The sequence below is a fragment of the Geobacillus sp. C56-T2 genome (genome assembly GCF_007829715.1).
Lineage (GTDB): Bacteria > Bacillota > Bacilli > Bacillales > Anoxybacillaceae > Geobacillus > Geobacillus icigianus.
In genome coordinates this window covers 1,106,774-1,118,526 of sequence record NZ_VJWB01000001.1, presented here as the reverse complement: position 1 = coordinate 1,118,526, position 11,753 = coordinate 1,106,774, and the positions used below count along the sequence as shown (strand labels likewise).

General features: G+C 56.4%; 12 protein-coding genes. 1 reads left to right on the top strand and 11 read right to left on the bottom strand.

Translation table 11 applies throughout. From position 1 onward, the window contains the following. Positions 1-16: 16 nt before the first annotated feature. The 5 genes from recG to GC56T2_RS05695 all read right to left on the bottom strand — a co-directional run bounded on the left by recG (position 17) and on the right by GC56T2_RS05695 (position 5,872). Complete coding sequence (gene recG / locus GC56T2_RS05715; RefSeq protein WP_144973684.1) at positions 17-2,065, bottom strand: ATP-dependent DNA helicase RecG; 2,049 nt, start codon at positions 2,063-2,065, stop codon at positions 17-19. Beyond that, a complete protein-coding gene (gene sdaAA, locus GC56T2_RS05710) occupies positions 2,062-2,946 on the bottom strand; it encodes an L-serine ammonia-lyase, iron-sulfur-dependent, subunit alpha (protein WP_033022926.1) in 885 nt (294 codons plus the stop codon). Before sdaAA ends, recG begins: the two co-directional genes overlap by 4 nt. 138 nt (positions 2,947-3,084) lie before the next feature. After that, positions 3,085-3,747, bottom strand: a complete 663-nt coding sequence (sdaAB, locus tag GC56T2_RS05705; RefSeq protein WP_033022925.1) for an L-serine ammonia-lyase, iron-sulfur-dependent subunit beta — start codon at positions 3,745-3,747, stop codon at positions 3,085-3,087. Between the two features lie 67 nt (positions 3,748-3,814). Continuing rightward, positions 3,815-5,482 carry a DAK2 domain-containing protein gene (locus tag GC56T2_RS05700; RefSeq protein ID WP_144973682.1) on the bottom strand — a complete coding sequence of 556 codons (1,668 nt, stop codon included), beginning with the start codon at positions 5,480-5,482 and terminating at the stop codon, positions 3,815-3,817. A gap of 27 nt (positions 5,483-5,509) precedes the next feature. Then, a complete protein-coding gene (locus GC56T2_RS05695) occupies positions 5,510-5,872 on the bottom strand; it encodes an Asp23/Gls24 family envelope stress response protein (protein WP_144973680.1) in 363 nt (120 codons plus the stop codon). A gap of 230 nt (positions 5,873-6,102) precedes the next feature. Here GC56T2_RS05695 and rpmB point away from each other — a divergent pair, with 230 nt between their 5' ends. Then, entirely contained in the window at positions 6,103-6,288 is a 186-nt protein-coding gene (gene rpmB, locus GC56T2_RS05690; protein ID WP_033022914.1) for a 50S ribosomal protein L28, read from the top strand. 38 nt (positions 6,289-6,326) lie between these two features. On the opposite strand, the gene spoVM is transcribed toward rpmB, so the two are convergent. The 6 genes from spoVM to GC56T2_RS05660 all read right to left on the bottom strand — a co-directional run bounded on the left by spoVM (position 6,327) and on the right by GC56T2_RS05660 (position 11,750). Next, the gene (gene spoVM / locus GC56T2_RS05685) at positions 6,327-6,407 is read right to left on the bottom strand and encodes a stage V sporulation protein SpoVM (RefSeq protein ID WP_033011182.1); all 81 of its coding nucleotides are present in this window, start codon (positions 6,405-6,407) and stop codon (positions 6,327-6,329) included. 79 nt (positions 6,408-6,486) lie between these two features. After that, on the bottom strand, positions 6,487-7,137 hold the full coding sequence (locus GC56T2_RS05680) for a thiamine diphosphokinase (protein WP_144973677.1): 651 nt from the start codon (positions 7,135-7,137) through the stop codon (positions 6,487-6,489). 335 nt (positions 7,138-7,472) lie between these two features. Then, a complete protein-coding gene (gene rpe, locus GC56T2_RS05675; protein ID WP_144973675.1) occupies positions 7,473-8,129 on the bottom strand; it encodes a ribulose-phosphate 3-epimerase in 657 nt (218 codons plus the stop codon). A 3-nt stretch (positions 8,130-8,132) separates the two neighbouring features. Beyond that, positions 8,133-9,014, bottom strand: coding sequence for a ribosome small subunit-dependent GTPase A (gene rsgA, locus GC56T2_RS05670; protein WP_144973673.1), 882 nt, complete (start codon positions 9,012-9,014; stop codon positions 8,133-8,135). 4 nt (positions 9,015-9,018) lie between these two features. Then, positions 9,019-10,995 (bottom strand): Stk1 family PASTA domain-containing Ser/Thr kinase, encoded by a 1,977-nt coding sequence (gene pknB / locus GC56T2_RS05665; RefSeq protein WP_144977088.1) that lies wholly within the window; start codon positions 10,993-10,995, stop codon positions 9,019-9,021. Positions 10,996-11,000: 5 nt separating this feature from the next. Next, positions 11,001-11,750: a Stp1/IreP family PP2C-type Ser/Thr phosphatase gene (locus GC56T2_RS05660; RefSeq protein ID WP_144977083.1), complete on the bottom strand. Its 750-nt coding sequence runs from the start codon at positions 11,748-11,750 to the stop codon at positions 11,001-11,003. Positions 11,751-11,753 lie beyond the last annotated feature (3 nt).

The window sequence follows — 11,753 nt, the reverse complement described above, 5'->3', positions numbered from 1 at the left end:
CTCCCGCTCCGTCGCCTCAGTCCCATTTTTCCCCGCCGAGCGCGCCGGACGCCTCCAATTCCGCCCGCAACCCCGCATACGCCTCGCCGCGCCAAAACGCCGGCGAGGCGATCAGTTTGGCGGCATCGCGGTGAGCGACTTCGAAAATGCGATAATCGTGCACCGGGTCGCCATAGCGGAATTCCGGCAGACCGCTTTGCTTCGTGCCGAACACATCGCCCGGCCCGCGCAGCTCCAAATCTTTTTCCGCGAGCACAAACCCGTCCGTCGTTTCCGTCATGATCCGCATCCGTTCTTTGCCGATTTCGGACTTCGGATCGGCGATTAAAATGCAGTACGACTGCGCGTCGCCGCGGCCGACCCGGCCGCGCAGCTGGTGAAGCTGGGCCAATCCGAACCGTTCGGCGTCATAAATGACCATCACCGTCGCGTTTGGCACATTGACTCCGACTTCCACCACCGTCGTGGAAACGAGCACATGAATGCGGTTTTCGCTGAACGCGCGCATGACCGCCTCTTTTTCCTCCGGAGACAGCCGGCCGTGCATGAGCCCGACTTCGTATTTTCCGCGATAGTAATGGACGAGCTGGCTGTGAACGTCGATGGCGTTTTGCACATCGAGTTTTTCTGATTCTTCGATGAGCGGGCAAATGACATACGCCTGATGGCCGCGGCGCAATTCTTTTTCGATGAAATCGAGCACGCGCGCGAACTGATGATGCTTCACCCAATACGTCTCGACTTTTTTGCGCCCGGCCGGCATTTCGTCCAGCACCGATACGTCCATATCGCCAAATACTGTCATCGCGAGCGTGCGCGGGATCGGCGTTGCCGTCATCATCAATACGTCCGGCGCATGTCCTTTTTCGCGCAAAATGCGGCGCTGTTCAACGCCAAAACGGTGCTGCTCATCGGTAATGACAAGGCCGAGGCGGTGAAACTGCACCCCTTCTTGGATTAAGGCGTGCGTGCCCACGACAATGTCAATCGTCCCTTCCTCGAGTTCAGCTAGCACTTCCTTGCGCCGTTTTCCTTTCACAGAGCTGGTCAACAGCGCCAAGGTGACATCAGTGCCGGCAAACAGCTCCGCGAGCGAACGGGCATGCTGTTCGGCCAAAATTTCCGTCGGCACCATCAGCGCTCCTTGAAACCGCGATAAGGCAGCCGCATACAAGGCAACGGCGGCGACGACCGTCTTGCCTGACCCGACATCGCCCTGCAAAAGCCGATTCATTTGCCGGGGCGCCCGCATATCGGCCAAAATTTCATCGATGACGCGGCGCTGGGCGTTCGTAAGGGAAAACGGCAATCCGGCAAGAAACGAGGCGAGCTGTTCTTCCGAATACGAATGGGCGACGCCGCGCCGTTCGTCGCGCATGATTTTCCTTAGCGCCTGCATTTTCAACTGGTACAGCAAAAACTCCTCGTAGGCAAGCCGCCGCCGCGCCTGGTGCAGCTCTTCGCGCGAACGGGGAAAATGAAGGGCGCGAAGAGCTTCCTGCTTGTCAACGAGACGGTAGGCGCGGCGCAGCGCGGGCGGCAGCAGCTCGGGAATGTGCGAACCGAATTGGTCAAACGCCGCTTTCATCAGCCGGCGCATCATCTTGACCGTCAGCGGACTGCGCACGGAATAAACCGGCTCGATGCCCGTCGTCTCCGGCGCCGGTCCGAACCGGAGTTCGTACGCATTGATCGTCTGCCGGTGCCGATCCCATTTTCCGATCACGGTCACCGTTTCATTGAGGGTGATTTTTTCCTTCAAATACGGGCGGTTGAAGCAAACGACGGTGATCAAATAGCGGTCGGCCAGCAGCCGAAAGGAAAGGCGCGATTTCTTCTTCCCATAATACGTCAGCACAGGCGCGCTATGCACTTTTCCTTCTACCGTCACCTTTTCCTCGTGCCGGACGGCGGCCAAATCTTTTTGCTCGTAATCGTCATATCGATACGGGGCATAAGCGAGCAGCTCGCCGACGGTGCGAATGCCGATGTCGGCGAGCGCCGCTGCCGTTTCCTCGCCAATGCCTTTGACCGCCGTCACCGGCTGTTGCATTGCTTCGCTCACTTTGTCGCCGCGGAAGCGCCGAAAATGCGGGCCGCGATCGCACGGCCGGTCGGCGTGGCGGCCAACCCCCCTTGCGCTGTCTCTTTGAGCGCCACCGGCATGGCCGCGCCGATCCGATACATCGCTTCGATCACTTCATCGCACGGAATGCGGCTTTTGATGCCGGCTAGCGCCATATCGGCGGCGATCATGGCATTCGCCGCCCCCATCGCGTTCCGCTTTACACACGGCACCTCGACAAGGCCGGCGACCGGATCGCAAACCAAGCCGAGCATGTTTTTCAGCGCGATCGCCATCGCTTCCGCCGCTTGGCTCGGCGTTCCACCAGCCAGCTCAACGAGCGCTGCAGCGGCCATGCCCGCCGCTGAGCCCACCTCCGCCTGACAGCCGCCCGCCGCGCCGGAAATCGAAGCGTTATTGGCGACCACATAGCCGAACGCTCCGGCCGTAAACAGAAACTCGATCATTTCTTTGCGCGTCGGCCGCAGTTTTTCTTTCACAGCAAACAGCGTTCCTGGGACGACGCCGGCCGCTCCCGCCGTCGGCGTGGCGCAAATGACGCCCATCGCCGCGTTCACTTCGTTCGTTGCCATGGCTTTGCTGACGGCGTCCAAAATCGTTTCTCCAGACAAAAACCGCCCGGCTTCAATATAGCGTTGCATTCGCACCGCATCAAAACCAGTCAATCCGGAGCGGGACGACACCCCCTGCAGACCTCTTTCCACGGCGCGCTCCATAACGGACAAATGATGGTCCATTTGCGCGATCACGTCTTCCCGGCTCCGCCCGCTCACCTCGATTTCGTGGCGGATCATTACCTCAGCGATTTTCGTCTGCTCATTTTCCGCCAGCGCCACCAATTCAGCGACATTGCGAAACATGGATTCCCACCTGCCCTTTCGCAGCTAATCTCTGTTGCCGTTTGGCTTCCCTGTCGATATGAAATCGGTTTCGTTTTCATTCGTTGCCGATGTTCGCCCCAAGCGAGCTTCAAGCATCAGCGTGAAATGGAGTGCGCTTCAATCGGCCAGCTTTGCCACCTGCAAAATGTTCGGCAGCTGCTCCAGCTCTTGAATGAGATCATCGGTCAGCGGCTGATCGACTTCGATGGCCATGAGCGCTTCCTTTCCTTTTTCTTTGCGCGACACTTCCATATGCCCGATGTTAATGGCATGCTTCGCGAGCACGGAAGCGACTGCGCCGATCGTCCCATACCGGTCATTGTGCATAATCAAAAGCGCCGGATGATGGCCGGATAGTTTCAAGGCAAACCCGTTCAGCTCGACGATCTCGATTTTTCCGCCACCAATCGAAATGCCGACCAATTCAAGCTCTCCGCGGTCATCGCCGATACAGAGGCGCGCCGTATTCGGATGGTGCGGAATCGCCTCTTCGGCCGAAAACGAGACGTCCAAGCCCTCGGCGCGCGCGATGTCCAGCGCCGCCGGCAGCCGTTCATCGAACGTGTCAAACCCGAGCAAGCCGGCGACAATGGCAACGTCAGTGCCATGCCCGCGGTACGTTTCGGCAAACGATCCGTAAAACGAAACGCGCGCCCAAGACGGTTTGCGGCCGAATAGCTTATAAGCGACCAAGCCGATGCGCACCGCGCCGGCCGTATGTGAACTCGACGGCCCGACCATCACCGGGCCAATGATGTCAAAGACGCTTTTATATTTCATCTCTGCCATTCCCCCATGAAACCGAAAAAATAGAAGGGAAAAAGCTCCCTTCTATCATTCTAACATATTATTCAACGGAAATGATAAACGGATACAGCGGCTGCTTTCCGTTATGCACTTCCACCTCAACCCCATCGTGTTCGTTTTCCAAATAAGCGATGACGGTCTCCACTTCCACTTCGGTTGCATCTTCGCCGTACAAAATCGTGACGATTTCGCTTTCCTCATCGATGAGCGCGTCTAAGAGGCGCTCGGTCACGGCCAATTTGTCTTTGTCGGCGGCGATGATGCGGTCATCCCACAGCCCCATGTAGTCGCCTTTTTTAATCTGTATGCCGTCAATCGTCGTATCGCGGACGGAAAACGTGACTTGCCCAGTTTTCACCTTCGCGAGCGCAGCGGTCATCGCCCGCTCGTTTTGCTCGGCTGATTGTTCGGGATGAAACGCGAGCAGCGCCGCTATTCCTTGGGGAACGGTTTTCGCCGGGATGACGATCACCCGATGCTCAGACAGCTCAGCGGCCTGTCTTGCCGCCATCACGATGTTTTTGTTGTTCGGCAGCACAAACACCGTCTCGGCGTTCGCGCGCCGGATGGCTTCGGCGATTTCTTCCGTGCTCGGATTCATCGTCTGGCCGCCTTCAATCACTTCATGCGCGCCGATGCTCTGAAACAGCTCGGCCACTCCTTCTCCCATCGCCACGGCCACGATGCCATACGGCTTCGTCTCCTTTGCCGGGCCGGAGGGCGCTTTCGCCTCCCGACCGACGATGTCGGCGTGCTGCTCGCGCATGTTTTCAATCTTAATGCGAATCAAGCTCCCATAGCGCTGACCGTACGTTAACACCTCGCCTGGCGTCTCCGAATGGATGTGCACTTTGACAAGCTCATCGTCAGCGACAACGAGCAGCGAGTCGCCAAACCGGCTCAGCTCGCGGCGAAACGTTTCTTCAGAAAACGGCTGCCGCGCCAGCTTGTCCTGTTCTAGCCGAATCATGAATTCCGTGCAATAGCCAAACTCGATCTCATCAGTGTGAATATGGCTTTGTGCGCTTTGATGGTGCGCGATTTTCACCAAATCGTCCATCGACGCTTCAGCGCGCGCCGCCCGGATGGTTTCCCCCTTCAAGGCGGCGAGAAACCCTTCATAAATGTACACCAGCCCTTGGCCGCCGCTGTCGACGACGCCGACTTCCTTCAAAATCGGCAGCAGCTCCGGCGTGCGTTTCAACGCCGCTTTCGCCTCGGCGAGCGCCGCTTCCATCACCGCGGCGACGTCGCGCTCTTTTTTCGCCACATCGACCGCTTTGCGGGCGGCTTCTTTGGCGACGGTGAGAATCGTCCCTTCGACCGGCTTCATGACCGCCTTGTAGGCCGTGTCCACTCCGGCTTGCAAAGCGGCGGCAAATTCGAAGCTGTTCACCTGCTGCTTGCCTTCAACCGCCTTGGCAAACCCGCGGAACAGCTGCGACAAAATGACGCCGGAATTGCCGCGCGCCCCCATCAGCAACCCTTTGGCCAGCGCTGCGGCGACGTTGCCGATATGGTCGGAGACGTTCGCCTTTACTTCCTTCGCTCCGGACGTCATCGACAAGTTCATGTTTGTTCCTGTATCGCCATCTGGAACCGGAAAGACGTTCAGCGCATCGACCGCTTTGGCGTTGTTCGCCAAATGGGCGGCTCCCTGCTCTACCATATCGGCAAACCGTCTTCCGTCAAGCGTCTTCAATGTCACCGGCTAATTCCTCCTTATTACTGATAACTATGGATTCGCCACTCGAACCCCTTGAACATAAATATTGATCGACTGAACGGCCAAGCCAAGCGTTTGATCAAGCGTGTACTTGACTTTCGATTGCACGTTGTGGGCGACTTCGGAAATTTTCGTTCCGTAGCTGACGATGATGTGCATATCGATATGCACTTCGCCGTTTTCTTCGCGAACGATGACGCCTTTGGAGAAGTTTTCGCGGCGCAATATGTCCGAAAGCCCGTCGCGGATTTGATGTTTCGACGCCATTCCTACAATGCCATAGCAATCGACGGCTGCTCCCCCCGCGATCATCGCCACCACTTCATTGGCGACTTCGATGCGCCCGTATTTCGTTTGCCATTCGATCGACATGCTCGTTCCCCCTTTGCGTATCTCGCACAGCTACCTTTATTGTACTATAACGCCCTCTGTTTTCAAAGCGCTTCCCGGCCGCCCACTAGTATTATTTAGCCGAAAACGAAATGTCATGTCAAGGACATTTTCTTGAAAGAGTACGGACTCGTCTATTGCAATGTCAGCCATTGTGTGGTACATTATAAAAGTGTCTTTGGAGCGATGCAAAAGCAAGGAGGGAACAACCAATGGCGAAATGCTTTGTCACCGGCAAGAAAAAGTCGTTCGGCAACACGCGTTCGCACGCCATGAACGCCAGCCGCCGCACGTGGAAAGCCAACCTGCAAAAAGTGCGCATTCTCGTTGATGGCAAACCGAAACGCGTTTGGGTTTCGGCGCGCGCCTTGAAATCCGGAAAAGTGAAACGCGTTTAACTCCAACAAAAAAAGCACCAAAAAATGGTGCTTTTTTCTTATCCTTTTTTAAACGCGTTCAACACCGCCCGCACAATTCCGCCCAAAAACTTTGGCAGCTTGATCGTATAAAACTTCATCCCGATTCCCTCCTCACAAATCATCACGAACTTCCCGCCATTCCCTTATCCAGTATATTCTCTGCCCACCCAATCGCAACTACAGGCAGCCGGAAAAATCGCTGCTCCTTATCATCATTAATATGCCTTCAGAAAATGAAAAAGTACCGGAAGATTGGATAAGTTCATTACTAATGCATAATGTCGAACCGCGGGAAATATGACTGTTGGTTAACGGATATTTAAATCCGGCGAGCGTAAGGCCGGTCACCGTCTCGGAAACCGGGATGTACGAGACGTAACGATGCCGCTCGTCCTTCAGCACGGTATGCGCGCCGGGACGGTGAACGGTGATGACGTTTTGCCGGTCGATTAGCTCAATCGGCCGGCCGGCGTATTTGACGAGCAGCTCGACATTGCCGAACAAATGATCGAGCCGCCCGCCGGTCGCTCCGAATAGCCGAATGGGCCCGGCGGTTTGCTCGACCGCCCAATCGAGGGCGATCTCCATATCGGTTTTGTCTTTCTCCGCCGGCCAAATGTCCAGTTCCGGCAGCATCTCCCGCAACCGCACGAGCGCTTCGGACGACAGCGAATCAAAATCGCCAAACGCGCGCACCATTTGCAATCCGTGCTCGAGCAGCGTTTCTGCGCCATGGTCGACGCCGACCCATTGCACCTCCTTGCCATCATAAGCGCGCAAATCGGGAAGAAGTTCGCGCGGGCCGCCGCCGACAATATGAATCGGCATCATTCTCCCCTCCCTGAGCCAAACGAATTCTTGAAGGTTGGTGAAAAACGCTGATGGCGAACAAAATCGGATCGACCGTCATAAAAAACGAATTGTTGAAGGCTGGTGAAAAGCAGCTGTTGGCCTTGATCACCGATTGAAGGCGCGAACATAGAGACTGATGCAACAAATTTTTCTATTTGCGAAACGATTCCGAGAAGCGGCGGCGCGAGTCAATCCCCAGCCCCTTGGCTAGCCATCGCCAAGAGGGCCGGGAAAAACGGTGATGGTCGCCAAATCAAAACGATCGGACCAACGGTGATGGAAAAGAACACATCGCTTCACGGCGCCACGTTTCATTTTGCACAGGCGGCGCGAATCGCGCTAATGGCGGCCGCCCGATCGGAAGCGTTGAAGATGGCCGACCCGGCGACGAGCACAGTGGCTCCCGCCTCAACGCAAAGCGGCGCTGTTTCCGCGCGAATGCCGCCGTCCACTTCGATATCCAACGCCTTGTTTTGTTCCCGAGCCATGCGCGCAACATCGCGAATTTTTGGCACGACCGTTGGAAGAAACGCCTGTCCGCCAAAGCCCGGATTGACGGTCATCAACAAGACGAGGTCGATCTCAGCGATCACATGGCGGATCATTTCGACCGGCGTATGCGGATTGATCACCACTCCGGCTTTGACCCCTTGCTCTTTGATCAATTGAATCGTCCGATGCAAATGCGGGCATGCCTCCACATGGACGGAAATGAGATCGGCGCCGGCGTCGGCGAACGCCGGAATATAGCGATCCGGTTCGGCAATCATCAAATGGACATCGAGCGGAAGCTTCGTCACGGGGCGAATGGCGGCCACAACCGGCGGGCCGATCGTCAAGTTCGGCACAAAGTGTCCGTCCATCACGTCAACATGAATCCAGTCGGCCCCGCCTTCCTCCACGGAGCGGATTTCCTCTGCCAAGCGGGCAAAATCGGCCGATAAAATCGATGGGGCAATTCGGATCATCGTTCAATACCTCGGCTTTCGTTCTTTCATTTCTGCAACAAAACTTAAATAATGGTCATAGCGGTACGGGGCGATGTCGCCGGCTGCCGCCGCCTCGCGCACCGCGCACTTCGGCTCGGCGACATGGAGGCAGCCGCGGAACTTGCAATCCGCACCGTACACCCGAAATTCCGGAAAATAGTGCGGCAACTCATCGAGCGTCAGATGATCAAATTCCAAGGCGCTAAACCCTGGCGTGTCAGCGACAAGCCCGCCGGCCACCTCAAGCAGCTCGACATGGCGGGTCGTATGCCGTCCGCGCCCCAAATGGGACGAGATATCGCCGGTTTTTAAACGCAAATCCGGACGAAGCGCGTTCAGCAGCGATGACTTGCCGACGCCGGACTGCCCGGCGACGACCGAGACGCGGCCGCGAAGGCGCGCCGCCAGTTCGTCGAGACCACCCTTGGTCACCGCCGACGTTTCGATCACCTCATAGCCAATGCGGCGATAGTCGCGCACGTAACGGGCGATCGTCTCTTTCGTCTCACCATCGAGCAAGTCCGTTTTGCTAATGACAATGATCGGCGTAATGTTCTTTGATTCAACGAGGACGAGAAAGCGGTCGAGCAGCTTCGCGCTGAAATCTGGTTGAACGGCAGAAAAGACCAAAATCGCTTGCTCGACGTTGGCGATCGGCGGCCGCACAAGCTCATTTTGCCGCTCGGCAATCTCCAAAATATAGCCTTCCGTTTCACTCGTTGCCTGAAAGATGACGCGGTCGCCGACAAGCGGCGTCACCTTTTGTTTGCGAAACACGCCGCGCCCCCGACATTGAAAGACGCGGCCTTCAGACAAAACGTAGTAAAATCCGCTTAATGCTTTCATGATTTGTCCTTCCGCCATAGCCTCACCTCTTTTTCTCATCGCCTTCTGGATAGGGAATCGATCCTTCCTCCTTCACCACCTGATTGACAATCACGCGATAGTAAGCCGCCTCGCCATAAGGAATGTGAAACTCCACCGTCTCCGTCACCGGTTTGGTCAATCGGTACGTTTTGTATGGCGTTGTCATATTATGGTTGGCATCTTGAATGTAGAGTTGCGCTTCCACCATTTGCCCTTCTGCTGTCGGTTCGTACGGGATAGTAATCTCTTTGATCACCGTTTTCGTCGGTTTTGGTTCCGGGCCGCGGGAAATGACGACCGTGACGGTGTCGCCTTTTTCCAACCGCTCTCCCGCCGCTGGGGTTTGCGATATAACGAGCCCCTCGGGCACCTCATCGGAATGCTCATACTTGATTTCGATGCGCAGCCCTTGGTCTTCGCCGTAATCGCGCACACTCTTTTCCGTATAGCCGGTCAAATCTTTGAGCGCCACTTTTTCCGGTCCGAGGCTGACGGTAAACATCACTTCAGTTTCATCCGGTACGACTTTGTCCCCGGCGTACGGGTATTGATCCAAAATCGTTCCTTCCGGCTTGTCGCTGTAGCGGCCGTTGCGCGTGATGCGAGAGAACCCCTCGGCGCGCAGCTCGGCCTCGGCCGCAGCGATGTCATCCCCAATAAAACTCGGAAATTCGATTTTCTTTTTTCCGGAGCTTTTATAAATGGTGACACCCGCCCCTTGTTTGACGGTCATACCGGCCTCCGGGCTCGTGCGCACCACTTTCCCTTCTTCGATCGTGTCGCTTTCGACATCAATCGTATCTTTGATCTCGAGGCCGAGCGCCGACAGCCGCTCAACCGCTTCATCATAATCTTTGTTAACGACGTTCGGCATCGTCACTTCTTTTGGAAAAACGAGGTCTGGAATCCACGTGAGCGCGCTCACAGCAGCGGCGCCAAGCAACAAAAGAATCGCCGCCAGCCAAGCGGCCCACTTCCACTTCCGTTTTCTGTTCGGCTTTGGCTGCTCGTCTTGTTGGGCCGATTCCGGCGCGGTTTTCTCAGCAGCAAACGTCTCCTGCGCGGACGCGGCGCTCTCTTTATCCTTAATAATCGGAACGGCTTTGGTCGCTTCCTCGCCGTCGTCCGGAATCGTAAATTTCGCCTCATTGCGCCGGCTTGGGTCGAGCGCCGTTCGGATATCTTCATTCATTTCCCGCGCCGATGGATAGCGATAAAACGGATCTTTGGCCATCGCTTTTAAAATGATATTCTCGACGCTTTGGGGAATCTCCGGATTCCACGCCCGCGGCGACGGCGTTTCTGCCTGCAAGTGCTTCAGCACGATGGACACGGCCGATTCGCCGGAAAACGGGAGCCGTCCGGTGAGAAGCTCAAACATGACAACCCCGAGCGAATAAATGTCCGACTTTTCCGTGGCGATGCCGCCGCGCGCCTGCTCCGGCGACAAATAATGGACCGAACCGAGCACGGAGTTCGTCTGCGTAATCGTTGTTCCGCTCATGGCCACAGCGATGCCAAAGTCCGTCACTTTCACACGGCCATGCTCGTTAAGCAAAATGTTTTGCGGCTTAATGTCGCGGTGAATGATGCCGTTCTCATGCGCGTGGGCGATCGCCGAGGTCAGCTGATCCATGATGCTAAGCGCCTGTTCGACCGGAAGCGGAGCGTGCTGCTGAATGTATTGCTTGAGCGTCGAGCCGCGCACATATTCCATGACGATATAATAGACGCCTTCTTCTTCGCCAACGTCATAAATGGAGACGATATGCTCATGGTTCAAGCTCGTCGCCGCCTGCGCTTCGCGGCGAAACCGCTTGATAAACCGGTCATCGTTGGCAAAATCGAGCCGGAGCACTTTGACGGCGACATCGCGCTCCAAAATGATGTCGCGCGCTAAATACACGTTAGCCATTCCGCCGCCGCCGATAAGGCTGATAATTTTATAGCGGTCATTCAGTCGTTTTCCAATGAGCACCATGATCACCCGCCTTCACGTTCCGCTGAAAAATCGATGACCGCCAGCGAAATGTTGTCTTCCCCGCCCCGCTCATTGGCTAGGTGGATGAGCGCCTCCGCTTTTTCCTCGAGCGTGCGGCCGCTTGTCAACGTATGGAGTAGGTCGGCTTCCGTCACTTTGTTGGACAAACCGTCCGAGCACAAAAGGAGCAAATCCCCCTCATCGATGGAAATCGTTTTGACGTCCAGCTTCACCATCGGCTCAGTGCCAAGCGCCCGCAAGAGCACGTTTTTGCGCGGATGATGTTCGGCGTCTTCCTTGGAAATTTGCCCGCTTTTGACAAGCTCGTTGACAAGGGAATGGTCATCGGTCAGCTGCTGAATTCCGCTTTGATTCAACAAATAGCAGCGGCTGTCGCCGATATGGGCGATCGTGACAAACGAGTCGGCGCAAATCGCGCCGACGATCGTCGTCCCCATGCCTTGACATTCCGGATGCGAAAGCGCATGCCGAAACAGCTGGGCGTTGGCCTCCTCAATCTGCGTCTTGAGCCATTGCTCGGCCTCGGCCGGTGACAAAAGGCCGGGCGCTTCCTCCCACTGCGCCTGCAAATACGCCACCGCCATCGAGCTGGCCACATCGCCGGCTCGGTGGCCGCCCATCCCGTCGGCAACGACCGCTAAATATTGGCCGCTTTGATTGACAAACACACCGCCGCTGTCTTCGTTATGTTCGCGAATTTGCCCGATATCGGTTCGGAAAACGGCTCGCATCCG

Bases quoted from the DNA above. Each gene is read 5' to 3' on its own strand.
- sdaAA (WP_033022926.1), bottom strand. From the start codon at position 2,946: ATGTTTCGCAATGTCGCTGAATTGGTGGCGCTGGCGGAAAATGAGCAG.
- sdaAB (WP_033022925.1), bottom strand. From the start codon at position 3,747: ATGAAATATAAAAGCGTCTTTGACATCATTGGCCCGGTGATGGTCGGG.
- GC56T2_RS05695 (WP_144973680.1), bottom strand. From the start codon at position 5,872: ATGTCGATCGAATGGCAAACGAAATACGGGCGCATCGAAGTCGCCAAT.
- rpmB (WP_033022914.1), top strand. From the start codon at position 6,103: ATGGCGAAATGCTTTGTCACCGGCAAGAAAAAGTCGTTCGGCAACACG.
- spoVM (WP_033011182.1), bottom strand. From the start codon at position 6,407: ATGAAGTTTTATACGATCAAGCTGCCAAAGTTTTTGGGCGGAATTGTG.
- GC56T2_RS05680 (WP_144973677.1), bottom strand. From the start codon at position 7,137: ATGCCGATTCATATTGTCGGCGGCGGCCCGCGCGAACTTCTTCCCGAT.
- rpe (WP_144973675.1), bottom strand. From the start codon at position 8,129: ATGATCCGAATTGCCCCATCGATTTTATCGGCCGATTTTGCCCGCTTG.
- rsgA (WP_144973673.1), bottom strand. From the start codon at position 9,014: ATGGCGGAAGGACAAATCATGAAAGCATTAAGCGGATTTTACTACGTT.
- GC56T2_RS05660 (WP_144977083.1), bottom strand. From the start codon at position 11,750: ATGCGAGCCGTTTTCCGAACCGATATCGGGCAAATTCGCGAACATAAC.